The organism is Ensifer sp. NPDC090286 (genome assembly GCF_044769565.1).
In the GTDB taxonomy this organism is placed as follows: domain Bacteria; phylum Pseudomonadota; class Alphaproteobacteria; order Rhizobiales; family Rhizobiaceae; genus Ensifer.
This window is the reverse complement of the sequence record NZ_JBIVYF010000012.1, coordinates 1-24,024: the sequence shown is the minus strand read 5'-3', so window position 1 is coordinate 24,024 and position 24,024 is coordinate 1. Positions and strand designations below refer to the sequence as shown.

The 24,024-nt window shown below is 55.9% G+C and carries 18 protein-coding genes and 1 pseudogene; 11 read left to right on the top strand and 8 right to left on the bottom strand.

What is annotated here, in order from left to right; genetic code table 11:
• The first annotated feature begins 143 nt into the window (after positions 1-143).
• Positions 144-1,532, top strand: a complete 1,389-nt coding sequence (locus ACIQUG_RS33580; RefSeq protein ID WP_402326707.1) for an amidohydrolase family protein — start codon at positions 144-146, stop codon at positions 1,530-1,532.
• A 31-nt stretch (positions 1,533-1,563) separates the two neighbouring features.
• Here ACIQUG_RS33580 and ACIQUG_RS33575 read toward each other — a convergent pair whose 3' ends face one another.
• The 3 genes and pseudogenes from ACIQUG_RS33575 to ACIQUG_RS33565 all read right to left on the bottom strand — a co-directional run bounded on the left by ACIQUG_RS33575 (position 1,564) and on the right by ACIQUG_RS33565 (position 3,144).
• The gene (locus ACIQUG_RS33575) at positions 1,564-2,286 is read right to left on the bottom strand and encodes a GntR family transcriptional regulator (RefSeq protein WP_402326705.1); all 723 of its coding nucleotides are present in this window, start codon (positions 2,284-2,286) and stop codon (positions 1,564-1,566) included.
• A gap of 260 nt (positions 2,287-2,546) precedes the next feature.
• Positions 2,547-2,839 (bottom strand): annotated as a pseudogene (locus ACIQUG_RS33570) (type II toxin-antitoxin system RelE/ParE family toxin).
• Entirely contained in the window at positions 2,836-3,144 is a 309-nt protein-coding gene (locus ACIQUG_RS33565) for a type II toxin-antitoxin system RelB/DinJ family antitoxin (protein WP_402326703.1), read from the bottom strand. The pseudogene ACIQUG_RS33570 and the gene ACIQUG_RS33565 overlap by 4 nt, the downstream one beginning before the upstream one ends.
• 460 nt (positions 3,145-3,604) lie before the next feature.
• Here ACIQUG_RS33565 and ACIQUG_RS33560 point away from each other — a divergent pair, with 460 nt between their 5' ends.
• From ACIQUG_RS33560 to ACIQUG_RS33550, 3 genes are all read left to right on the top strand, one after another.
• Positions 3,605-5,017: a DUF1254 domain-containing protein gene (locus ACIQUG_RS33560; protein ID WP_402326702.1), complete on the top strand. Its 1,413-nt coding sequence runs from the start codon at positions 3,605-3,607 to the stop codon at positions 5,015-5,017.
• A gap of 41 nt (positions 5,018-5,058) precedes the next feature.
• Positions 5,059-6,531: a DUF1254 domain-containing protein gene (locus ACIQUG_RS33555; protein WP_402326701.1), complete on the top strand. Its 1,473-nt coding sequence runs from the start codon at positions 5,059-5,061 to the stop codon at positions 6,529-6,531.
• A 248-nt stretch (positions 6,532-6,779) separates the two neighbouring features.
• Positions 6,780-8,423: an arylsulfatase gene (locus ACIQUG_RS33550; RefSeq protein ID WP_402326700.1), complete on the top strand. Its 1,644-nt coding sequence runs from the start codon at positions 6,780-6,782 to the stop codon at positions 8,421-8,423.
• A gap of 524 nt (positions 8,424-8,947) precedes the next feature.
• Here ACIQUG_RS33550 and ACIQUG_RS33545 read toward each other — a convergent pair.
• The 4 genes from ACIQUG_RS33545 to ACIQUG_RS33530 form a co-directional block, all read right to left on the bottom strand.
• On the bottom strand, positions 8,948-9,982 hold the full coding sequence (locus tag ACIQUG_RS33545; protein ID WP_402326698.1) for an IS110 family transposase: 1,035 nt from the start codon (positions 9,980-9,982) through the stop codon (positions 8,948-8,950).
• Between the two features lie 383 nt (positions 9,983-10,365).
• Complete coding sequence (locus ACIQUG_RS33540) at positions 10,366-11,025, bottom strand: UPF0489 family protein (RefSeq protein WP_402326697.1); 660 nt, start codon at positions 11,023-11,025, stop codon at positions 10,366-10,368.
• A gap of 106 nt (positions 11,026-11,131) precedes the next feature.
• Positions 11,132-11,800 carry an HNH endonuclease gene (locus tag ACIQUG_RS33535; protein ID WP_402326696.1) on the bottom strand — a complete coding sequence of 223 codons (669 nt, stop codon included), beginning with the start codon at positions 11,798-11,800 and terminating at the stop codon, positions 11,132-11,134.
• Positions 11,793-12,941, bottom strand: coding sequence for an AAA family ATPase (locus ACIQUG_RS33530; protein ID WP_402326694.1), 1,149 nt, complete (start codon positions 12,939-12,941; stop codon positions 11,793-11,795). Before ACIQUG_RS33530 ends, ACIQUG_RS33535 begins: the two co-directional genes overlap by 8 nt.
• Before the next feature lie 253 nt (positions 12,942-13,194).
• Between ACIQUG_RS33530 and ACIQUG_RS33525 the strand changes: the two genes are divergently transcribed.
• The 4 genes from ACIQUG_RS33525 (at position 13,195) to ACIQUG_RS33510 (ending at position 17,220) form a co-directional block, all read left to right on the top strand.
• Positions 13,195-14,232, top strand: a complete 1,038-nt coding sequence (locus ACIQUG_RS33525; protein WP_402326693.1) for a hypothetical protein — start codon at positions 13,195-13,197, stop codon at positions 14,230-14,232.
• Positions 14,233-14,610: 378 nt separating this feature from the next.
• Complete coding sequence (locus tag ACIQUG_RS33520) at positions 14,611-15,666, top strand: N-acetyltransferase (protein WP_402326692.1); 1,056 nt, start codon at positions 14,611-14,613, stop codon at positions 15,664-15,666.
• On the top strand, positions 15,644-16,063 hold the full coding sequence (locus tag ACIQUG_RS33515; protein WP_402326690.1) for an ASCH domain-containing protein: 420 nt from the start codon (positions 15,644-15,646) through the stop codon (positions 16,061-16,063). Before ACIQUG_RS33520 ends, ACIQUG_RS33515 begins: the two co-directional genes overlap by 23 nt.
• A 17-nt stretch (positions 16,064-16,080) precedes the next feature.
• Entirely contained in the window at positions 16,081-17,220 is a 1,140-nt protein-coding gene (locus ACIQUG_RS33510; protein WP_402326689.1) for a hypothetical protein, read from the top strand.
• Positions 17,221-17,406: 186 nt separating this feature from the next.
• Here the strand turns inward: ACIQUG_RS33510 and ACIQUG_RS33505 are convergent, their stop codons facing one another.
• A complete protein-coding gene (locus ACIQUG_RS33505) occupies positions 17,407-18,825 on the bottom strand; it encodes a DUF6035 family protein (protein WP_402326688.1) in 1,419 nt (472 codons plus the stop codon).
• A gap of 148 nt (positions 18,826-18,973) precedes the next feature.
• Between ACIQUG_RS33505 and ACIQUG_RS33500 the strand changes: the two genes are divergently transcribed.
• From ACIQUG_RS33500 to ACIQUG_RS33490, 3 genes are read left to right on the top strand one after another with little or no spacing between them, the layout of a single operon-like run.
• Entirely contained in the window at positions 18,974-20,713 is a 1,740-nt protein-coding gene (locus ACIQUG_RS33500; protein ID WP_402326686.1) for a hypothetical protein, read from the top strand.
• A complete protein-coding gene (locus ACIQUG_RS33495) occupies positions 20,710-21,318 on the top strand; it encodes a hypothetical protein (protein ID WP_402326684.1) in 609 nt (202 codons plus the stop codon). The genes ACIQUG_RS33500 and ACIQUG_RS33495 overlap by 4 nt, the downstream gene beginning before the upstream one ends.
• A complete protein-coding gene (locus ACIQUG_RS33490; RefSeq protein ID WP_402326683.1) occupies positions 21,315-23,747 on the top strand; it encodes an AAA family ATPase in 2,433 nt (810 codons plus the stop codon). Before ACIQUG_RS33495 ends, ACIQUG_RS33490 begins: the two co-directional genes overlap by 4 nt.
• The last annotated feature ends 277 nt before the right edge of the window (positions 23,748-24,024 follow it).

Here is a 24,024-nt window from a genome sequence, read left to right as displayed (position 1 = left end):
ATCTTTGACGATTTTATACAAATATGCCATTTGAGTTCGACCAGAAAATTGAAGAAAGCGCAAAACGCCGTCTGAAACTGTCCCACAATTGGGCTTCAGACGGCGAGTGCATGTGACCGATCAACGAAGGAAGGAGCTAAGAGATGATAACGCAGACAGCAGGCCCCACGCCGGTGGACCTGGTCATCAGGGGATGTGACCTGATCACCATGGACGATGCCGACACGGTCGTTCGCGACGCCGCACTTGCCATCGACAGCGGCCGCATCGCTTGGATCGGCAAAGATTCCGAAGTCTCTGGCCTGTACAAAGCGGAACAGACCATCGATGGCCGGGGACATATAGCAATGCCGGGCTTGGTGGACGCTCATTTCCACACAGCCCAGCATCTATTGCGCGGCAAACTCTCCGAAATCACACGCACGCGCGCCCCAAAAATGCCAGTCTGGAAACACTACTATCTTCCGTTCGAAGCGATGCTCGAACCGGAGGACGTTCATCTTTCCGCGCTGGCCGCCTATACGAACATGTTGCGCGTCGGGACAACCTGCTTCGCCGAAGCCGGCGGCCCACATCCAGATGAGATGGGCCGTGCCGCCGACGAGGTCGGTATCCGCGGCTTCATCGCCCTCTCGACTGTAGACACAGGCATGGGGGTACCGGATGCACTGATGATGAAGACCCAGCAGGCCTACGACCAGAACGTCGATCTGGTGAAGCGATGGTCCAGCCACGAGCGCGTAAAGGCATTCCTTGCCCTGCGCCAGATCGTTGTGTGCACGCCTGAACTTGTGAAGGGTATCGGCGAGGCCGCCAGGCAGCTCGACGTCAAAGTCCATACTCATCTGTGCGAAGGCATTTATGAGATCGACTTCGCGCTTGAACGTTACGGCCGGCGGCCGGCCGAATACCTTGAAGAACTCGGCGTGCTGTCGCACCACTTCCACGGTGCACATTCGATCTTTCTGTCGCCCGAGGAAGTCGATCTTTATGCAAGGCACAAAGTCTCGGCGTGCCACTGCGGCCTGCACAACTATTCCGTTGGACAGCCACGCGTCGCCGAAATGTGGCGCAAGGGCATCGACATCGGGCTTGGCACCGATGGCGCGGCCTCGTCCGGTACGCTGGACGTTTTCCAGGTCGCGCACGCCGCACGCATCGGCCAGCAACTGGTCGCGGGCACGCCTTGGCATATGCGCACTGCGATCTCAAGCGACGAGTTACTGAAGATCGCCACACATGGCGGCGCCCGCGCGCTCGGAATGGGGAGGGAACTCGGAAAGCTGGAGACAGGCTTTAAGGCTGACGTGATACTGGTGGATGCTGGCGATATTGACCAGCAGCCGATCTACGATCCTTTGTTCACCGCCTCGACCACGACGGTTGGGCGTGACGTACGCACAGTCGTCGTCGATGGCAAGGTCGTTATGAAGGATCGCGAGATCCTGACCGTCGACGTTGAGGCGATAAAGGCGCGGCTGGCAAAGCGCCGGCCCGAAATCATGGAGAAATTCGAAAAGCTCGTAGCTTGACGACCGACGAGGGGCCGCCACAAAGCGGCCCCTAATCATTTCTCCTGGGCCGCGCGGCATAACGGGACAATATTTCACCGAGACCAGGTTCTTCCGCCAACTCCCCATCGAAGCTGACTCGCTCCAATATATGCTCAAGGTGGTGAACCATAGCGAAAGCTGCCGCTGCGGCGTCGCGCTGGCGAAGCGTCTCCAAAATGGCATCATGCTCGTCAATGCCGCATTCCGATGAAGAGCTTCGGCCATATAACGCCATTACCAGGGCGCTGCGGGTGATTAGCTTGTCGAGCGTCGATTGCAACACTCGATTACCCACCATTTCGGCAGCTCTCTGATGGAAGCGCTCAGCGAAGCGTCGTGCTTCGGCCTCCCTGCCCGCGCGATAGCTTTCGCGATGATCGGCCACCTGCTTCTGCAGTTCGTTGAGTTGTGGTGGGGTGATCTGCGTTGCGAGGCGCGAGGCAACTTCTCGTTCGAGCACAATCCGCAGATCGAATATCTCGCGCGCCTCTTCGACGGTCGGCGAGGAGACGTAGGCCCCACGGTTTTTGTGGATCTCAACCAACGCTTCGGCGTGGAGCCGGTTCAAGACCCCACGCACGACCATCCGGTTCACATGGAATGAGCTGGCGATCGTCTCTTCGGAAAGCTTCATGCCAGGTTTCAGATCCCGAGCAAGAAGCGCCTCGACCATTGCGGCATAAACGTCTTCAGCACCGAGTTCGGCGACCTCAATATCCTCTTGTTTCCTCATCAGCTTCCCTGGGTAAAGCAATCCGCGCTGTGCACTTGCCCGTCAATTCCATATAGTGCAACTTAGGCGGATCGCACAATCATCCAAGAAATTATTATCAATTCGCGCCGTACATTGCCTCAATCCGTTGCGCCTTGACTACCACTGCCGTAGCCGGCAACGGGTGGCTCGTCCTGGTTTTTGTAGGGGGGAAGAACGCGGTTTCGATCACCTTGAATAGAATCGAACCGCAGAGGAAGGCCATGCGCAGGACGGTACTGTTACTCGTCGCCAAACGCGAAGGGCCAAATCTGGGCTCCATGCAAGATACGAAGAATGCGGATGCGATCCGCCATCAGCATGTACGCAGCGATTTATGGTGTGCGCGGAATCACCAGCTCGCGCGTTCCCTCAATTCGCCCGGGCCTGCCGCTTTCGGGGAAATCCAGGAGGCGCCGAACGGCGCGCGCAATCTCCTCGTCGACGTGAACCGCCGCATTCGGGTTGTCACTTTCGATGCAGCTGAAGTGGGATCGCGATCGTCAAGCGCATACTGCGCCCAGACAAGCCTCATCGCTCGCCCGCTCCTACTTTACGCGCAGCCGCCATCCGGCGCTCGCGGAAGCGAGCTTCAGCTTCGGCATCCTCGAAGTCGGGTCGCGTGTCCTCAAGAGCCTGCAACACCTTGGCACGAAACCAGGCATCGTGAGCCTCCGTGCTGCCGACCAATTCCAGTGGAAGCGAGCCTTCGTTCGCCGTCCGAGTTAAGAGGATTCGCACGGCATCCGAGACCGTGAGACCCATGCTCTGCAGGACTGCAGTAGCGCGGTCGCGAATGTCGGGATCAATTCGCGTCTGAACAAGTGCATTTGAAACCATCGCCAATCTCCTTCACTCGATTCAATGTGATGCGATTGCATGACAGAATCCAGTCAGGATCAGGACGTTCCTGACGATACATTATGCGATCATTTGGGCCCAGAACGTGAACATCCTGGCAACTGCGCGCCCACCGAGATCCATCACTGCGCACGCGTAAGCTCCCGAGCTGGAAGGCAATGAAGCTTTGCTCCAGAGCTCGCCAACGCTCGCTGTTTGAACTACGGCTGCCTTTGCGTGCGATGAGTCCAACTTAAATCGCGCAGGGAAAGGCGGTGGTGCTGACGGATGTCGCGTTAGCTGCCGTTCTTCGTCCTACCAAAAAACTAAATTATGCCCATTTACCGTAACGTACTTCCCGATTGGTGCAAGCGCGTTATGTTCAAAACTCGTTGCGGATCCCGGAAAACGAGAATTCTAGCCCCATGGCTTGGCCGCTATCCGCCTTATGGAGTTGGTGATGAGTTTGAAACGACGAAGCACAATTCTATCTATCGCTTTCGCCGCTATTACGCTCTGCAGCGTCCAAACTTTCGCCGCCGAGGAGTTTGAAGACAAGCTCTTGACGACACCGGCCTCGCCGGAAGTGACGGCGAGGGGCTTGGAGGCGGACGGGTATCAGCTCGGCCTTTCCGCCTACACTTGGGGTTATCCGCTTGTTCGAATGGAACGGGTCGCTAGGTCGTACACCGACGTCTCCGGCGGTGTTGCCGCAACCAGTTATCGGGCCCCCCTGAACCAGATCGGATGGGCGCAGGAACTTGCGACACCATCGGCAAAGGACATGCCAACCGCAAACAACGACACATTCTATCTGAGCGCGGTCGTCAATCTCGATCAACCATACATTCTCTCGGTCCCGGACACTGGTGATCGCTATTATGTGATCGACGTCTTCAACATGTGGCAGGAACTCGAACATTACATCGGCCGCCGGACGACCGGCACGAAGGCCGGACGGTATGTGATCGTGCCTCCGGGATGGAATGGAGACGTTCCAGCCGATGCTACCAGGCTCGATGTCACGACTGATAAGATTTGGCTGTGGGGGCGCCTGCGTGTTGCGCAAGGCGAAGATGTTGCGCCGCTCCACGCGCTGCAAAAAAAATTCAGTTTGACCCCGGCGACTGGCGCGGCAAGGGTCGCGGAACTTGCGCCGCTACCAAACATCGCCGGTGACGAGCTCGGGTTCTACAAGCACTTAGCCTTCGTTCTGAAGTCGAACACGATCAAGCCAGCAGACGAAGCGCTTTTCGCGCAATTTGCCCGCATGGGACTGACCAAGGACGGCTTCGACGAGACGAAGCTTTCCCCTGAGATGCGCAAGGGCGTCATTCGGGCGCTGGCCGATGGCCCCGCCGTGGTCGTATCATCCTTTGCCAGCACGTCGGAAGTTCGCAACGGCTGGAACTGGGTCGAGGGACTCGACAGCTTCGGGTTCAATTACCCGATGCGGGCCATGGTCGCAGGGCCGTATCTCGGCGGCAACGGCGAGAAGGAAGCGATGTATCCCATCCGGTATACCGATGCCGATGGTAAGGTTCTTAATGGCGGTAACAAATATATCATCAAGATGAACTCCGAACCGCCTGTCGATGCCTTTTGGTCGCTGACGATGTACAACGCTTCCGACAAGATGCTCGTCGAGAATCCGATCCAGCGATACAAGGTTGGGACAGATACGCAAGGGTTGAAGAAGGGATCAGACGGATCGATAACGATCGCCGTGCAGAACGAGCAGCCGTCTGATGACAGCGTCAACTGGCTGCCTGCGCCGAAAGGCGATTTCTATGTGATCCTGCGGATGTATCAACCAAGCGACGCCGTTTTGAGCGGAACGTGGCAATTACCTCAAGTGACGGTCGCACAATAGCCGTCAGAGCGAGCAGTTAACTCCGAAGAACGAGGCAAGCGATGTGGCAGTTTCTGAGAGTGACTTCAGCAACGGTCTTGCTCGCAGCATTGGCAATTCCGCCAACGGCTCTCGCCCAGGAGGGCACGGAAACATTGGGAGGCCAGCCGCCCGCAGGCGCGACTGCCTCGGTCAAGGACTTCGACTACCAGATCAAATACCAGAGGGCGTTTGAAGCCGTCCTCTGGAACATGCCCGCAATCGCGATCTACAGCTTCCGGCGCGCTGCATTTGAAGAACTCGGTCTGAAGGACAACGATATCATAGCGTATTCCGGCACGGCGACGCCGAGGCTGGAAGCGATCACTGCGAACAGCACGACGCCGTACATCACGGCCTTCACCGACCTTCGCAAAGGCCCGGTCGTTCTCGAGATTCCGGCCGCCAGTGACGAGGGCAGCGTGTATGGCCAGGTCGTTGACGCGTGGCAGTTCACGATCGCCGACGTCGGGCCTTCCGGCCTCGACAAGGGGGGAGGCGGAAGACTGCTGTTCACGCCACCCGGTTATGAAGGCGAGATACCCGAGGGCTATATCCAAGTACCGTCTCCGAACTATCGTATCGCTTTTGCTTTCCGCTCGGTTCGCGCGCCCGGCAAGAGCGTTGCAGATGCTTACGCCTATGCCCAAAAACTGCGAATGTACTATCTTTCAGAAGCGGGCAATCCTCCCCAGCAGCGCTTCGTGGATCCGATAAACGATCGCTATCCGACGCTGCCCTTTTATGACGAGCGCCACTTCGAAGACATGGCTGACATCATAAGCGTCGAACCTGTCAAGGAGCAGGACAAGGTGATGATGGGCATGCTGCAGTCGCTCGGCATTGAGCCTGGCAAGCCCTTCGCACCGGACGAGAAGACAAAGAAGGCCATGCGGCAGGCGGCGATCGATGTCTGGTTTTATCTGCAGGAATGGTTCGACAATATACCAAAGGATCGCCTTTATTGGCCCGACCGCCACTATGCCTCACTGCTGATGACCGATGCGAACCGACGCTTTACATTCGTTTATGACGACCACATCGACCTGATTGCGCGGGCGGCAGAATATTTCTGGTGCACCTACATGCCCAGGGAACTGTCGGACAGCCCGGCAACTCAGTATCTGATGGCGATGTATGACAAGGACGGCAAGCCGCTCGAAGCTGGAAAGCTATACAAGCTCGACGTCCCGGCGGAAATGCCCGTCAAGCAATTCTGGGCTCTGACAGTCTATAACCGTGCCACCATGTCGTTCATCTATAGCGACAGCAACCGCACGACGCTATCGTCCTATGACCTCGACAATATGAAGAAGAACACCGATGGTGGCGTGACGCTCTATGTCGGCCCAGAAGCGCCGGCGGGATTGGAATCGAACTGGATACCGACGGCAGGTAAACGGCCGCTTCCGGCAATGCGATTTTACGGCGGGACGGATGCATTGAACGACAAGACGTTCAAAATGCCTGATTTCGAGGTCGTGGAGGACCGGTAAGGGCAAGGCCAAGATGGACGTTTGCACCTAGGACGGCCGCCGCGATCCTTCGTTATGGAGGAACGTACCTGAAGCACAGGCTTTCGCGTGGGGTTACGTTCGTGTTTCGGAAATGAATTGCGATAATACATGGCCTGGCCAAAATGAGACGGGCACGCCGCGTTTAGGTCGAATGTTACCGTTACGTACTTACATAATACTCCGTCCCGGCGCAGCTTCCCCCTTGCTATTTAACAAAGGAGTTCGTGATGAAAGACGATCGGAATGATGCCCCGACGCGCCTCAGCAGACGTGCGGTTATTCTCGGCGGCACGTCGCTGGCTGCTGCCGCATCACTCGTCATCGCCACACAATCCACCGCAGTGGCTCAGGATGCATCCAAGCAGAATAGCAACTCTCCAGGTGGCAAGCCCAACATTCTCGTTATCTTCGGCGATGATATCGGTCAAGCCAACATATCAGCCTACACCATGGGCGTGGTCGGATACCGGACGCCAAACATTGATCGCATTGCCCAAGAAGGTGCAATCTTCACCGACTACTACGCCGAGCAAAGCTGCACGGCAGGGCGATCGACCTTCATCACGGGTCAAGCGACACTTCGCACAGGCCTGTCAAAAGTCGGGCTTCCGGGTGCGCCTATCGGGCTCCAGGCGACGGATGTGACGATCGCATCGGCGCTCAAGGAACAGGGCTATGCCACTGGCCAATTCGGCAAGAACCATCTTGGTGATCGTGACGAGTTCCTGCCGACCAACCATGGCTTTGACGAGTTTTTTGGCAATCTCTACCACCTCAACGCGGAAGAGGAGCCAGAGGATCGCAACTACCCGCAAGACCCCAATTTCCGAAAGCAATTCGGTCCGCGCGGTGTCATCAAGGCCTCAGCCGATGGCAAGATCGAGGACACGGGTGCCCTCACTCGAAAGCGTATGGAAACCATTGACGACGAAACGTCAGATGCTGCTGTTGATTTCATCAAGCGCCAGCACAGTGCTGGCAAGCCCTTCTTCACCTGGTTCAACACCACTCGCATGCACGCCCGTACTCACGTGCGTGCAGACCATCGCAGCCCCCCGGGCTTAACCGCACCAACCGAGTATGCGGACGGAATGGTGGAACATGACGCAGTCGTCGGCAAGGTCCTGAAGGTTCTTGACGATTTGGGGATCACCGAAAACACGATTGTCATCTATACGACCGACAACGGACCCCACGAGAATACATGGCCCGATGCGGCGAACACACCGTACCGCAGCGAGAAGACTACCAACTGGGAAGGTGCCTTCCGAGTACCCGCGATGATCCGCTGGCCGGGACATATCAAACCAGCAACCCAGCTTAACGGCATGATTTCCGGTCTCGACTGGTTTCCGACCCTCCTCGCAGCGGCAGGAGATACCGACATCACCGAGCGCCTGTTGCAAGGAACAACGATCGCCGGGAAACAATACAAAAACCATCTCGACGGCTTCAATCAACTCGACTACCTGACAGGCAAATCGCCGACCAGCGCGCGTCGTGAGTTTTTCTACTTCAATGACGATGGCGATCTGGTGGCGATGCGCTATGAGAACTGGAAGCTGGTCTTCGAGGAGCAGCGTGCGACCGGCACCATGCAGATATGGGCGGAACCATTCACCAAACTCCGGCTACCAAAAATGTTCGACCTGCGTGCCGATCCATATGAAAAGGCCGACATAACGTCCAACACCTACTGGGATTGGGTCTTCCAACACGCCTATCTCGCCGTGCCTGCACAGGCAGAAGTGGGCAAATTTTTCGCGACCTTTAAAGACTACCCTCCGGCCCAGCGCCCAGCGAGTTTCTCGATCGACCAAATCCAGCAGAAGTTGACGGAGTCTTTCAACTCGATGGCTGGCGGCCAGTAGTGTACCTCGAGCCTATGAACCCGCCTTTTTAGGCGAAAGCGCCGTGACGATCCGAAATCGTCACGGCGCTCAGCTGCGCATGGTCTGGACGTCGCTCCCGGGGACGCATCTGCAGCGACCGAGGTTGCAACTGCTTTCCTCGCTGAGCTTCAAGCCATTCGCAACGGCCGACTCTCTGATTGGCAGACGCCCGCAGAGTCGGCGCAGTCTGCCACAAGAATTCCCGACGATACATTATGCGATCTTCTGTAACGGGCGCTGCGTCAATCCCTTGTGCGCTCAATCCCTCGCCGGGTGCTTGCTTCTGTCCGCAGTCGGCGCTTTGCCGCTGCTCTATGGTGTCTGCCAAGGACCGGCTGGCCAATCTTAGAGGCGCAGTCATCGCTCGCGTGCTTAAAGGCGAGTCATCGCGTGCTGCTGATCGCATAGCGGCCTAACCCATCCATCGTCCCGGCGAAGGGACCTTGCTCCGGAGGGCGGATGGCTGTGCCCGTCCGAATAGTCTGTCTTGCCGTCTCCTTCGATCAAGCCGCCAGGGCTGGGTCTACCTTACGAGCTATGAAGCTGGTTCCGTCCCTGAGCATACAATGCAACACCACCGCCAACTTGCGCGCCAGCGCCACGCGTGCCTTTTTGGGACCGGCTCGTCTGGCGACCGCCAACGCCCAGCCCTTCAGATCGGAGCCTTTGACCGGACGCGTGAGGATGACGTGCGCCGCCTCGTAGAGCGCGGTGCGCACACTGCCATCGCCGATCTTCGAGATGCGACCACTCTGATCGGTCTCGCCCGATTGATATTTCCTTGGCGTCAATCCGAAGTGCGGCCCCACGGCGCGCGAGGAGCGGAAGCGCTCCGGCGCATCGATGGCCGCCACAAACGTCAGCGCCACCAAGACGCCAACGCCGGGTGTCGTCATCAACCGAAGCGCCTTGTCATCCTGGCGGGCGATGGCGCGCAGCCTGCGCTCAAACCCTGCAAATTCCTGCACCAGCGCGTCGCGCACCTTCAACAGTGCCGTGGCGATCGTATCCAGGGTCGAATGGCCGGCAATCAGTTCACGAATGCGCCCCGCGTAAGTGCACCGCGTCGTCGGCCCCACTTTGAGGCCGAAGCCGCGCAAGATGCCCCGGATGCTCATCTCGACGTCATGAAGCTTGCCCTGAATAAGCTTGCGGGCGGTCAGCAGCGCACGCACCTCCTGGGCGGCCAGCGATTTGCAGTGGACCGGTCGGAACCAGCCCAGCCGCATCAACTGCGCAATGCCGCGGGCGTCCTTCTTGTCGGTCTTGACCGGCATCGTCTTGAAGGCTGCCCGCACGTGGCGCGTCTCGATCAGCTCGACGCAAAGACCGGCTTTCACCATCCCGGCATGCAGCCACTGTGACAACGGGCCGGCCTCCAGACCAATGCGCTCCATCGCGCCGTGGTCGCCGAACCAGGCGATCAGCGCATCAGGCTCGCTGAGGATCTTGGCTTCCCGGACGATGCGGCCATCCGCATCCACCACGCACACACTCGAGTATTCCAGGGATACGTCGATGCCCGCATACTGCTTCATGGTCGTTTCTCCCGTGATGCTCTGGAGCAGGCCACTCCTGACTCCGCGACACCATCATTGTGAGGGACGACCACCGGCCCTTCAAACCTGGCGGGCCGGGTCAGCCCGTTACACCATCTTTTTAGCACAAAATGGGAACATCCCGAGTACGCTGCACTTAAGGCTCGTATCAGCCGCATCGACTAATCCTCGCGCATAGTCTTGGCGCCACGACATGAACGAAGGTCCGGAATCGCCGAGGAGCGTGCCCACCAATCTGGAAGTGTTTTTTGAAGTGATCGCACTTCGCTTGCCGGAGCGCTCGCGGTCAACCACTGAGCGGCCACGGCGATTGTATTATATCCGTGGGTGGCGGGCTCGGAGGATCTTGAAAATCCGTTTGCTCAGCCGGATGCATTCCGGCCGCCTGGCGTGTATCCATCGGGGGTCAGGCAGACTGTAACGACAGCAACGCTGCCATTATCCATCGCCTTTCTGACTCCCCGGAATGTCTGGTCGATATAGGTGTCGGACACCATTTGAATCCAGCTGCCAGAAGTATCGGCGCAGAAGAAGTAGTCAAGATCAACGTTCACGATCCATGGCCCGCCTTCCAACCAAAAATCGATGTTCTCTGGCAGTTCATCGGGTGCGGATTCGAACTGAGGTTTGAACCGCGGACGATCGCCGTCCTTATGAGTTATGAGCCGCAGTGTTCGTAGCTGCTTTTGGAATTGCCTCAGATAGATGGACAGGTAATTATCCCACCGAAATCTGGGTAGCTGTCCGGACGGCGCCGCCAACACATCAGCGAGATAGTCAACCGCCGAAAGGATACGTAAGTCCGGCATCTTCTTCGTGTGGACGCCAACGCGAAGCGCGTCATAGTGCCGGTCGATATGCATCAACGAGTGCGGTTGCGCATAGAGATCGACCTTTTGCTGCCAGCACCAAAGAGCTGCCCGGTGATTGTCCATAAGGAAGACATCACTATCTCGCCAGAGCAGATTTTGTTTGACCGATCCAGAGTAAAGTCGTCCGGCAAAAGGAATGATGTGCGGCATTCGCCACCTGCTGATGGGTTTTATGGCGGGTTCGACACGTGAGGGCTCGGAAACGTGACAGCGGGTGCCAGTCGATCCTTGTGTCCATGATCCGCCCGAACCTATTTCACGGAACGGGTTGACTGAAGATCTTGGCCAATGCCAAGACCAGGGCCGCTGCCTGACTGAGGTGGTCAGTCGTTTTCAGACCCTGCCCCTGGTCGAAGCTGTTGAGTGATAGCTGCTCCAGTTTGAAAAACTCTTTAGTGTATTCGCCTTTTTGGCTGTTCGTCGGATTGAAGAATACGACGAGCTTCTTTTCATCCATCCCGGCGTCGAAGCGCTTCAGATGATCTGCCCATCGGTCGAAGTTTGGATGGATAAATCGGTAGTTTTCGCTGGTCTGAAATGCGGCCTGGTTAGCCTTATTCACGACAAATCCCTCAGCGGTTCCTTTGAACTGCATGTTGCATCGTTTGCACGCCACACCGAGGTTCCAGATCGCATAACTAAACGCTTTAAATTGCACCTTACTCTTTGGCAGGACATGTTCTCGGTCGGTCATGAAGGGCCCGGCGCCCTTCAGACCCGTCTTACAGTAGCAACACGTGTGATTATGCCGTTGAAGGTGGAACGCAAGGATCTTGTCCTTCGCACTCTTCAGCGACGCCCTCTTGACCGGACATGGGGGTTTCCAGTTCCATGGTTTGCTTGTTTTAAGTGCTTCCGACACGACGCTCGTTTCGTCATCACTCAGAGCGAAGGCGGCGAGCTCGGGCAGATATGGGTCAGCCATTCTCCGCCTCATCAACTCGGCCGGTGATCTTCTCGATCAACTCGCCGACGGCATTCAAAAATCGCTGTTGCTGGTCGTCGAAGCTTTCAGCGCGCATGGTTTTCACTATGTTCATCGCTGCTTGCTTGCTCACGTCGCCACCCTCAACCTTCGAAACAAGATCCATTAATTCTGCACTTACGAAGTGGTTGGCCGGCGTTATGACCTCAAATGCGCGCCAGAGAATCTCCTCAATACTGGAACCTCCAGCTGAAGCAACCATAAGGCTGAGCGGCTCAGGAAGAGCACTCCTCATCTGGTACACCGAAACGACATTTTTGAAAGCCGCCAAAGCACCGGTGACGATCAGTGGCGCATGCGTCGCGATGACGATGGAGGCGTTGCGATATTCCAACGCTGTCAGAACCCGCGAAATATAGTCCCGCTGCCAGACGGGATGCAGGCTGTTTTCCGGCTCATCGATGAGAACTAGCGGCTTCGGGCGATTGTTGGTGATCAGGAACACCAATGACGAGATGAGAGCGAGCTCGCCCGAGCTTGCGCTTTTCAGCTCGATGATTTCCCCGCCCTTCTCTAAGAACACCTCGGTCGGCTTGGAAAGCATGCGGGTGCGAACGAGTATTTCTTCATTGCGCAGCACGGCTGCAAATTCGCGGCCACGAGAAAAATCCAGGTGCGACCCGTATTGGTCGATCCAGATTATCTCCCGACTAGGATATCGTTCGAGAAATGCCAGAGCAATTTGAAGTTCAGCGGAGTCTGCTGGCAGGTCCTTTTCCTGGCCGAGGGGTCTTAACCACCGAGGGAAGACCCGGAAGCCGATACGTGGTGCGTAGCCACAATATTCGAGGATCAAGCCAACCTGGTAGAAGAGCGAGCTGCCATCATCTATCGTCCTAGCAACCGAAGCCTTGATGATCGATTTTGGCGACTGCCCGCCTCTTCCGGCCGACAACCGATCAATTCCACGCATTCCTGCGAACCGGTCATGAGTGGTGTTCGAGACTACAACAACGTCCCGATACTGCCTTGCTTCAGTTGCGATCGATTTGAGAAAATTGCTCTTTCCGGAGCCGTTAGGCCCCACCAGAATGGCGACCCGCTCATCGCCGTGCGAAAGTCCAAGTTTCTCAAGAATCAAAGCAGTTCCCTTTGCTGCATTGAGTCACGGGTTTATCGCTCCTAGTAGAGCAAGTGCAATCCCTACGCGATTGAACGGCATCGAACAAAAAAGCTGCCCTCAGCATCGCAATCCGACCAGTCGATAGAGCTTTACGGTCGTCGGGTCGAGCACCAGGGCGAAGCTCTGTGGGGATCACGCGAGAACGATAAGTGAACGTCCAATTCGATCGCGAATCGACTATACTGGTTGCAATCGCAAACGGAGCATACTTATGAGTGATTCGGATTTGCATAGCTTCCCAGTCTTTGAAACCCGACCGACGCAGGAATTTATAGATCGTTGGCGACAGCACACCGCGGAGACGGGTTCGCCAGAGACCTTTGCAGACGTTTCGACCACTAAACCGAAGCGGTCGGCGGCAGTCATCCTCCTTTCAGAAGAGATCAGGGTTCCGACCCCGCTGCGGGCTGGAGGCGAAAAGGTTCCCTGCCCATTGTGTTCCCCTTCATCCCCCAAGTTTGGTACCGGGCGCATGGCATACTTCCCCGATGATAGATCGGTTCGCTTTATTGGACATCGGTGCGCTAAGCACTACCTCGGTGACAACTATACCGACGCCGAGCGCCTATTTCGGATCGAGGCCAAGTGCGTTGAGTACATCGACCTGTGGCCCAAGCTTCAAAAAGCGTTGCCCAAGATTAATGATGTCGTATTGCGACTACACGGCCGGGCAAAGAAGCTTACCGAACTTCGGTCGTTTATCGACGCGCAATCCCCCGGGTTTGCTACGTTCCTCTATCGTGACCTGGTTGCGAAAGGTGGACGAATACTGACTTCGAACACTCCTGGTGCTAAGACGATCCCGGTTGAGGGACTGGGGTTCTTATCCGAGGACTTCGACCCCGAAATCGTGGCTTTGAAAATTTCAACGGCCTGCCGCGACGTTCGTTCGCCGCTGCCAGCATGGAAGACTGACGACGGCGAGAACGACGCCTCGAAAGAGATCATGCGTCGTGGGAAAACGGTCACTAGCCGGCTTTCTGAATTGGCCAAACTGCGCGACTCCGTGGAGGAAGCAGCTGGATTTCTAAGGATCGCCAATCTTCGACATTTGGAGCAATGGAGAGCATCAGGCTTTTCTCCCATGTCAATCATGTCGTTCAAATGGAACGGCGAGCAGCTTCAGGCGCTTGCAGAAAGCTACGCTGGCCGGTTCGAATGGTCGATCGTCATCCCGAAGGACTTGCTAACCAATCTGCCCACCAGAGAGGAAGTTGAAGCGCTGACACTGGCCGACGTCTTTAATTGAAGCCGCAACGCCGAACTGAGATGCGGCTTGACAACTCGAAGGTCTCATCGTCGAGACCTTCATCATCGAAAAAGCTCCGGTTTTAGCGCCTACTTTGGCGGTTCATCCCGCGGACCAGTTCAAGTCTTGGCGATACGAAGGGGACCTGAGCACCCTTAATCACCTGACGAATATTGGCCTTCGCAAGAATTGCGACACGTTCTGATCTGTTAGTAGGTTCCTCCCGCAGTCGGAGAGTTTGCTTCAGCATCGCCAAAATCTGGAGCGTTCCTTGACGACAAAAAAGCGTTGGGGAAAGTCACCACTTCAAATTGCATGAGTATATGTTGTTTTGCAACGACTTGATATGTTTGGCGGAAGCGAATCGGGGAGAGACGCATGGGCCAAACGTTACGCCCAACCAAATTCAAAGAAGTCGATCTTAACGACAAATTCTTTGACAGCCTGAAAGCTCAGTACAGTGAGTTTTCTAATTGGTTTAAGAAGAAGGCACAGGAGCCCGTCTACGTTATCGACGAGGAAAATGGTAGCGGAATTCGGGGCTTTCTATACATCAAGGTTGAGACCGGTAAGATCACTGATGTGCAGCCTCCCCTGCCAGCCAAGAAAAGACTCAAGGTTGGCACGCTCAAGGTGAATGCCAAGGGTACTAAGCTCGGCGAGCGGATCATCAAACGCATTTTCGACCACGCCATCCTCGAAGACGTTGCTGAAGTCTACGTTACCGTATTCGACACGCACACCTCGCTGATCAAGCTGTTCGAGCGCTACGGCTTTGAGAAAAAAGGGATAAAGACGACCCCGAACGGGGAGGAGCTCGTTCTACTACGGTCTTTCGAAACCACGGTCGGAAACATCGTCAAGGACTATCCCTTCATGCAGACCGAAGGGAAAGCAAAATGGCTATTGGCGATCAAACCGGCATACCACACTGCCCTTCTGCCTGACTCCATCCTGAAGACAGAAGATCCTAACTCCGAGGAAGACATCCCTCACACGAACACCATCCACAAGGTGTACATCGCGGGCTTGATCCTCACGCGGATGAAGAAAGGCGATCTCGTCGTTTTCTATAGAACGACCGATATTTCGGGGAAAGCCTTCTACAGGTCTGTCGCAACGTCCGTCTGCGTCGTTGAAGAGACCTACTCTCGCAAAGACTTTAAGGATGGCAACGAGTTCGTAGCCTTTGCGAAGGATCACAGCGTTTTCAGCGAGCAAGAACTCCTGGAGCGCTATGAGGACGGCAAACCCCTTTATGTCGCCAAAATGACATACAACGCGGCTTTCGCGAAGCGCCCCACTCGCGGTGCATTGATGAATGTTGTAGGCGTCAGCGAGTTTCCTCGGTGGGACCTTAGGCCTCTGACCGATGATCAATTTGCTACCATTCTTCAACTGGGTGAGGTCGATGAAAGTCTTGTTGTCAATTAAGCCGGAATTTGCGGAGAAGATCTTCGAAGGCACCAAGCGCTTCGAATTCCGAAAAAGCATCTACCGTTCGAAAGACGTGAGGACGGTCGTTGTTTACGTCACGCAGCCCGTCGGCCAAATCATCGGCGAGTTCGACGTCGAGGAAATCCTCTGCGAAACGCCGGACGAGCTTTGGGCGCTGACCTCTGACTTCTCCGGGATATCAAAGCACTTCTTCGACGAATACTTCTCAGGGCGGACCCGCAGTTTCGCCCTTGCGGTCGGAGATGTCCGCCGTTACGACCGCCCGCTCGATCCTTCCGACCTGATCGAGAACTTCACCCCACCCCAGTCCTACATGTACGTGAACGACGAGCTCGGCCGACCTTCGACTGGTCAGCTCAGCCTGGCGGTCTGAGAGAGTCTTCAAACAAAATGAACGGCACCCTGGCGATTTGGTATGAGCCTGAGCAGGTAAATGGCATTCAGCCACCGCAGGATGGCACGCCGGAGCAGCCTCGCCTTGAAATTCACTTCAACCTGTGGCGAGACACCCCTTCCAAGACGAACTTCCTAGACATGGGATTGCGCCTGTCTGACGTTCATCTGCTAAAGCGCATCTATTTTTATCTGCCCGTACCCGTCGAAATCGATCAAGTCATAGACCTGAGCGAGGTGATGACCTTCGCTCAAACGCTCGACGCCGTCTTCAACACTGTCGTGGAGATTGGAGAGGAGACAGACCTCAAATACACGACCATATCGAATGGAGAGCCTTTCGTTACGGTTCACAAGGTGGCTGTCGGGGCGGATGTCAAAGTAGCTCCGGTGGAAGACGGCATCAAGGGGCCAGGCTGCACTCTGGTCTTTACGGAGAAAATTTGCCAGCGTTTGCGATCTGCTGGTGAAGGGGACCAATATATTCGTCTGCGACTGAATCTGGTCGGTGCTTCCAAGAGCCTTTTTACACAGGAAATCGACGGCCAAGGCAGTATCTTTGTCAGTTCGACACAGCGACTGGAATTGACTGAGCTCCGGCTCAACGAACAGCGAAGTTTCCCACCATCGATCAGGAAGAAGGCGCAGGCCAACCCCTTCAAAATCACCCGCGTGCACTACTTTTTGATCCGCGAACTCGGACACGCCCTAGTCACCCAGCATGCGCCGTTGCGCAAGGTGCGGCGGCTCGAAGCCAAGCTCTGGGCGTCATACCTTCGCGGTAGGGCTATCTCGACTAAACAGGCGGCCGAAGAAGAGCGCCTCCTTTCTCGCTTGATGATTTACCACTGGAAAGAAGGAAACCCAGATGATCCGATCGAAGATTTCACGGCATTTGCCAGCTTCCAGGCCAGCACGCCTGGACTTCTTTTCTACATGATCGGCGTGGTTTTGCTGGGAGCGATCGGTGGCGCACTTGGAAATTGGGGGGAAAAACATTGGAGCTTTGGCGGCTCCCTCGCCATCTGGTCCTTAATACTCGCTGCACTTTGGCTAATTGCTTGGAGCGGTTTGTGGACGTGGCTTGAACGGAAGTTGGCGCAACTCGCAAGGTTCTCCTTGAGAGCTTTTCGCTGAGTTATGAGAAGTGAGTTTGCCGAAATCGCTGACTCACCTTCAGTGGGACGGTAAATAGCCACGCGGTAAGTGACCGGCAGTGCCTTGTGCGTAGGCCCCACTCCCCCGCTGCATGTTCTCGTCCAATGGTGTCGCGATGCGGATAGTATAAGACAAGTGATACTTTGGGTTCCCAGCTGCCGAGATTTAGAACTGCGACTTCGCCAAGCCCGAGGCAAGAAACTTCTCGACTCGCGCGCCGATTGACGGAAACATGAATTTCAGGAATGGCAACGTCTCGGGATCTGGGACAAAGCGCTCATCGCCATTCAGAATGGCCTGTCGGATGGCCTGCGATCGTTTCGCCCATTTTCCCTTTTTGTCTTGGGCTTTGATCAGGTCATCACATTCGTATTCTCGAAGGGCGAAGCCTAAAGCTAGCGCGTGTTCCGGATACCCATCGCAGATCCGATGAACGACTTGGATCAAACTCTTAAAATCCCATCCTACTGGCGTCTTCTCGCGCGCGCTCAAGACACCATTCATAAGACCAGTTACCGCGCGGTCATAGCGATCGTTGATCGGCGCGCGCACACCTTTCGCCGAGAGCTCGAAAACAAAATCTTGCCATATCTTAGCGCGCGACACCGTCTCAGGTGTCTGTTGGTTTCGCGTTATCCAGAATGAGCAGATTCGCTGACGGAGATCTTCCTCGTCCTCCAGCCGGGTCGCTTCCTGTCGCTGTAACAAAAGGTCGGCTTGACCGGCATAGTCATACGCCCAGGCGGTTTGGCTGTCGGGGTCTACCGTTAGATCTCGAAACGCAACAATCTCATTCTTCCAGCAGTCCCTCAGGCTTCCGTCGATTATGTCTGGCACGCGATAGTGACAGCGGACGTAGCAACAGCTTTCTTGTTCGGAGAGCTGTGCCGTCTCTTCGTCAACCACTAAAATGTTTGAATTATTCGAGAATAACAGGTCATCAGTTGTAAGTCTTCGATCATCGGGATTGAAGCCCGCCATCACCCATATCAACAGTGCTCCTTCCTGACGATAAAAAGAGCGGCGCTCGGCCACCACATCGAGAAAGGTCGTCGAAAGCTGCACTTCGAACGCGACGCGACCGAACACAGTTTGTGCCTGCACATCCGGTTGCCGGCGGCTCGAGGGGTTCCGAGTCGAGCGCCATTGCCGTTCCGAGTGTATCTCACTGTTGGTGGGATCGGCAGCAAGGCTTCGGACAATGTGAGCCTTAGCAGTCTTGTGTGCTTCGCTCTCCCGCTGACCATCGTATTTCAAAGCCTGGATTTCTTCCCGCGACAACACTGACCTGGTTTTCGCTGGGCACGATCCGTCTTCGCTCTTGTGCCGGAAGAAGAAGCGCTTTTCGGGCGATGACACGAGATACACAGGAACTGGGCAGAGAGCGCAACTGAAGCGCGGGTCAGTGGACAAATTCTCGCGGATTGAGACACGGTCAGCGATCAGGTGATCATAGCGCCGGGCGGAAATCCACTGTATCGCGTCTAGGATTTCGCCGCTGGCAAGATCGAGAAGCTCTGTGATCTCTGGATTCTGTACGGGATTGGCATACGCCAGCGGATCAACCGTGATGTTCCTGCGCATTCACCCGTTCCTCTTCCACCGACAAAGTCGCTGAAAGCATGCAATAAACCGATAGCCGAGGCGCCCAAAAACGCCCGCGCGGCAGCATCCTTTGCTTGCAATTTCAGCGCGAATTGAGCTTATAGTGCTTCGCGTGGGGGCACAAATCTTGGAAATTCCAAAGAAGATTACAGCAACAAACATCTCCGTGTTGGAGACGTTGAGACTTTTCGACGGGGAATTTCTGGAAGTCGCGGCCGGCGTTGCGAAAGCCGAGTATGCCCTTTGGTTGGGATCCGGAGTCTCACGGGAAAGAGTGGCTGACCTGCGCGTAGTCGCCAGACGCGTGCTGGATTACCTTTCAGTCAATGCCAGAGCTGAAATCGGCAACGGAACATATAAACGCGCGTTGGACAAAGCACTGGGCCTCGCGCTGACCCATGGCGAGAAAGCGGCGGTTGATCAGGGCGCGGATCCGGCGACTTGGGCGAATATAGACATCGTTGTCGAGCGCCTCGTCGGCAAGTACGCACTACTCCTCGACATACGGATACAGGGACAGCTATCGGACCACTTGGTGTGGGACGTCGTCGACGTCCGAGGAACTTACGCTGACGATAACCTTGAGCCAGACTGTGAACATACAGCGGTTGCGGTGTTGGTTCTGGAGGGCGTATTTCCGAAAGTCGCATCGGCCAACTGGGACGGCTTGGTAGAAAAAGCGGTAGCAACCCTATCCGATGGCAATGAAACGTTAGTTGCCGTGCTGGTGAGAGCGGAAGATATCCCGGGTGCAGGCGGGCGAGCGCTACTTCACAAATTTCACGGCTGCGCCATCCAGGCTAAGCGCCAGGAAGCGCAGTATCGCGAGTACATCGTAGGTCGGGACCAACAGATTACGGATTGGCCGAATGATCCTAAATTCGCCCTCATGAAAAATCAGCTGGAAGGACTGAGCGTCACGCATCGTACTCTGATGATTGGTCTTTCGGCCCAGGATTCTAACATCAAGGACATATTTTCGGTCGGCCGCGCCATGCTGAAGCGCGCCTGGCCTTCGCATCCACCCGCTTATGTATTTGCAGGCGATGAGCTCGGCGCTGAGCAGGGGACGATGCTCAAGAGCGTCTATCAGGACGATTATGACGATAGCCAGCTCGAAATCGAAAAAGCAGCTAAAATCCCTGCTTACGGAAAACCACTTCTGACGGCATTGGTTCTGAGCGTACTGGGTCAGAAGTTTGCGAAGTTGATCGAGCTTGTCGATGCACCACAATTGGCCGCGGGTGAGCGGGCGAAGATCATGGAGGGAGTCATCGGCGCGAGAGATCTGCTCGCATCCAAGGCGGGTGACACCAGCGACGACAAGCGAGCGTTTATGAACGCGCTGGTCGCCGGGATCACACGAAACCTTTCGATTTTCCGCGGGGAGATTGGCGGTCTAGCCAAAGGCATCTACGCCCCGGTTGGGGTGTTGCCTATTGGGCAAATGGCCAACGATCCCTATGTCCAGATGTCGAGCATGCCGGAACTGGGAGTATTTCTTGGGATCACCGGTCTAGCGACGGAGGTGGACGGATGGGAAATCTCACCGGTCACTGGCGATGCGAACATGGGCAGCTTCTCGATTTCCGGCGCGGCCGGGAAACAGCAAAAAATGTTCGTAGTCTCGAACAATGAAACACTGTCGAAGCTTATCGGCGAAGGCGTCATAAATGAAGCCGATAGCGACACAATCGTCGCCGTCTGTTCCGCCAGCGTTGCTCGCCGACAAACGAGCCCGTCGTCACGATTTGGGCGGGGCGATGCGGATAGCAGTTATCGCGAGTTCAGCTTCAAAGAGCTTATAGTCAATGCCACGAGTACCGACGAGATATTGGCGAGGCTCAAGGAAGAGGCAACGCTATGACACCCACTACACTGGCACCCGTTGAGCACGTTGTCGCGATCCTCGAAGGTTCGAAAGCATTTCGGCGCGTACCCGCTCCGCTGAAGATCGGAAACGTCCCTTTTGAGTTCTCCGCTGTTCTGATCGGGCAGGACAAGAATCCGGATCTGGTGATCGTCATCGATACGATCGCTGAGGATATTCAGCGCACACGTCAGAAAATTGGTGGCCTCGGGCGGGCTCTGGATGTGGTTGGTTCCCGACGGCCGGTTACTGCAATCCTCACCGGGCCGCGGCCAGCCGAAAGCGCCCTCGAGTCAATCTCGAAAGTCTGTCGCGTTCTACCAGTTGGCACTCCGACTGGTACGAAGGACGACGAGCTGCTGCGTGATTGGCTTTCCGTACTGTTGCCATTGCCAATCGCTCCGCAGACAGGGATAGCCGCCGATCCTCTCGGGGAAATGATCCAGCTCCTACCAGCGTCTATAGATTCCCAGTTAAGAAAGTCGGTCATTGACGCGTCTCCACGCGGAGCTGCCGCTGTTAAATTTGAGTTGAAACGGCGGCTAACGGCACCTTTCAACACCGCCGAAAAGAAACTTGAAACCGGTGAGGGCGACCAATGAGCAGCCTCGACGATGTCCATCGCCTGTCCATCACTGACTTCCGAAGCATTTCTGGGACAATTCGAGTTCCACTCGATGCACCTATCATCCTGATCCATGGCCCCAACGGAACCGGGAAGACCAGTGTCCTGTCGGCCCTCGAGCTCGCTCTGACTGGCAACGTCAGGGCGATGAGAGAAGACGATGCGAATTTTGCGCGGCATGTGGTTCACGAAGGGGCTCAACACGCCAAGGTCGTTATCGAAGGCCCTCTTGGTCCCGCGGAGAATCGTGGCAGCTTCATGATCGAAAACGGCCGCATCGCCGGCACACCGTACCTTGACGGCGACGATAGCAAATTTTTCAGCGAACGGTGCTATCTCGCGCAATCGATGCTCGGTCGCCTTCTCGACATCTATCAGAAGTCAAAGGTCGAGGATGGCGAAAGTGCCCTTACTCAATTTGTGAAAGACCTGCTCGGGCTGAGCCAGCTCGATGCCCTGATTGATGGTCTCCACGACGCAGGACATAAAGCTCGGACAAAAAATCTTGTGCCGGAATATCGAGCTTTTGAAAGCCGGATCGAGCGAACAGACCAGGAAATTGCACTACTTAGGATTGAACTTGCGACCCAGGATAAAACTCGCGCTGAAGAGCTTGGAAAAGTTTATTCCGCATTGAATGCACTGTTACCCAAAGAACCCTCAGATGGGTTCGACCTCGAAGACTTAACCGCGCTGCTTGGCAACGTGGGCACTGAAAGCGTTGCCGTAGAGGCAACCCGTCGTCTGAACGATCTCCGGTCGCTCACAAGTGCCTGGTCGAAGCTCCCAAGCGATTCAGGATCTGAAGAGCGCGCTCAGGTAGAAGCGAACGAACAAACGGCACGAGAGGCCGCAAAAGAGTGGCGAACGACGACTGGCACCGAATTGGAGGATCTGATCGCCTCTCTCCGCGTCCACTTTCCGGACTTGCCCTCCTGGTCTTCGACCGACCCGACGACCGCCGCTGAGGAGGTTGAGAGGCGGATCGCGAACGAACTAACTCGTGTTCAGACGCTGCTGGAAAACGACGAAGCGGCAAAGAAGAAAGAATTCGAACTCAACGACCGCATCGCGAAGGAAGAAGCGCGGGGGCTCCTCGTCGACTCTCAGATTTCAGGACTTGCACAGGACGCCGGTGAGTTCGCGAGAGCCCTTGCAACGCTTCTACCTCATATTCACACCGACGATTGCCCCGTGTGTGGGCGGGATTTTTCACAGGTATCGCCGGATGAACGTCTGTCTCTTCATGTACAAAAAAGCATCGCAAAGCTAACTGACGACGCAGGCCGCTTAACAGCCCTCGCGTCGGAAAAGACCGCATCGACAAGCCGCCTTGCCCAGCTTCGGCGCGAACTCGCTTCTGAGACTGCCAAACGGATTTCCGACGAGCTAAGATCGAATTCGATAAACGCCCAGGCCGACTTCGCTGAAGGCAAGGTCACATTGGCCAGGCTGTGGCGGCCGGCAATAAACGGCACTATCCTTCTTGCCGACGAGGCTAAACTGAAGGGTCGGCTGGCAAGTTTTCGCGAACGAGATCGTGGGGCATCCGAGCTTCTAAATGCTGCAATTCGCATGGCCGGGGAAATGGAACGGACCGATCTCACCGGAGAACCCTTTGAGACTATAATCTCGGCGTTAACTGCCCAGGCGGAGAATGATGTCGACCAGGCAACTTCTCTTCAAGCTCACCGCCGGACCGCCATACAATCGGCTTCCACACTTAAATCGATTGACGACCGTCGAAAACAGATCGCGGAAAATCTTAAGGAGGCGCGAGAGACGCGCACGGTGCTGACGGGTGCGGTGGCCGAACTGGAGACGCTGAAAGGGCAGGCAAAGAGCATCGCCGATTCTGCGCAAGAAGCTCGAACCAATATCGTTAGACGCGTTTTCAACGAGTCATTGAACACGCTCTGGCGAGACCTTTTTGTTCGTCTTGCCCCTACCGAGCCATTTGTTCCCGCCTTCAAGATACCCGGCTCGGATTCTAAGGATTTCGCCAAACTCGAAACCGTGCATCGGAATGGCAAGAAGGGTGGAACGCCGGGATCGATGTTGAGTGCGGGAAATTTGAACACGGCGGCATTAACGCTGTTTCTCGCTCTCCATTTTTCCGTTGGAGCGAGAATTCCGTGGCTTGTACTTGATGATCCGGTTCAGAATATGGACGAGGTCCACGTTGCGCAGTTTGCTGCGCTGTTGCGGACAATTTCGCGCGCTCATGGAACGAAGGTGGTTATCGCGGTTCACGAGCGGACCTTGTTCGATTATTTAAAGCTAGAGCTCAGTCCTTCGTTCGAGAAAGACAGGCTACTCGCAGTCGAACTTCGGAGGGCGGCCGGCGAACCTACAACCGTCGATCCCGACCTCCTCACATACCTGGTGGACGCTGTTGCGGCGTAGGAAGGTGCCGAGCCGTCGAGGCCGCGCAAGAGGCGCTTCCTCAATGATCTGGCTGAGGAAACCTCTCGGTGGAGGTCGTCGTTTCGCGGCGGCCCCAGCGGTCTTGCCATAACCAGCTCGATCAGTTTCGGCAGTTTTTGACGATGCTCGCCGCCCGGTGGGCTTTCGCGCCATCATCTGCCGTGTGTTTCGGCGTGCAAATTTGACCCCCTTGGCGGGGTAATCGGCGTCCAATTTTGACCCCCCTCAGATTTCATCTGACCATCCGGCTTTTTGC

Excerpts from the sequence above, each read along its gene's own strand:
- ACIQUG_RS33580 (WP_402326707.1), top strand. The coding sequence starts at position 144 with ATGATAACGCAGACAGCAGGCCCCACGCCGGTGGACCTGGTCATCAGG.
- ACIQUG_RS33575 (WP_402326705.1), bottom strand. The coding sequence starts at position 2,286 with ATGAGGAAACAAGAGGATATTGAGGTCGCCGAACTCGGTGCTGAAGAC.
- ACIQUG_RS33565 (WP_402326703.1), bottom strand. The coding sequence starts at position 3,144 with ATGGTTTCAAATGCACTTGTTCAGACGCGAATTGATCCCGACATTCGC.
- ACIQUG_RS33560 (WP_402326702.1), top strand. The coding sequence starts at position 3,605 with ATGAGTTTGAAACGACGAAGCACAATTCTATCTATCGCTTTCGCCGCT.
- ACIQUG_RS33555 (WP_402326701.1), top strand. The coding sequence starts at position 5,059 with ATGTGGCAGTTTCTGAGAGTGACTTCAGCAACGGTCTTGCTCGCAGCA.
- ACIQUG_RS33550 (WP_402326700.1), top strand. The coding sequence starts at position 6,780 with ATGAAAGACGATCGGAATGATGCCCCGACGCGCCTCAGCAGACGTGCG.
- ACIQUG_RS33545 (WP_402326698.1), bottom strand. The coding sequence starts at position 9,982 with ATGAAGCAGTATGCGGGCATCGACGTATCCCTGGAATACTCGAGTGTG.
- ACIQUG_RS33540 (WP_402326697.1), bottom strand. The coding sequence starts at position 11,025 with ATGCCGCACATCATTCCTTTTGCCGGACGACTTTACTCTGGATCGGTC.
- ACIQUG_RS33535 (WP_402326696.1), bottom strand. The coding sequence starts at position 11,800 with ATGGCTGACCCATATCTGCCCGAGCTCGCCGCCTTCGCTCTGAGTGAT.
- ACIQUG_RS33525 (WP_402326693.1), top strand. The coding sequence starts at position 13,195 with ATGAGTGATTCGGATTTGCATAGCTTCCCAGTCTTTGAAACCCGACCG.
- ACIQUG_RS33520 (WP_402326692.1), top strand. The coding sequence starts at position 14,611 with ATGGGCCAAACGTTACGCCCAACCAAATTCAAAGAAGTCGATCTTAAC.
- ACIQUG_RS33515 (WP_402326690.1), top strand. The coding sequence starts at position 15,644 with ATGAAAGTCTTGTTGTCAATTAAGCCGGAATTTGCGGAGAAGATCTTC.
- ACIQUG_RS33510 (WP_402326689.1), top strand. The coding sequence starts at position 16,081 with ATGAACGGCACCCTGGCGATTTGGTATGAGCCTGAGCAGGTAAATGGC.
- ACIQUG_RS33505 (WP_402326688.1), bottom strand. The coding sequence starts at position 18,825 with ATGCGCAGGAACATCACGGTTGATCCGCTGGCGTATGCCAATCCCGTA.
- ACIQUG_RS33495 (WP_402326684.1), top strand. The coding sequence starts at position 20,710 with ATGACACCCACTACACTGGCACCCGTTGAGCACGTTGTCGCGATCCTC.
- ACIQUG_RS33490 (WP_402326683.1), top strand. The coding sequence starts at position 21,315 with ATGAGCAGCCTCGACGATGTCCATCGCCTGTCCATCACTGACTTCCGA.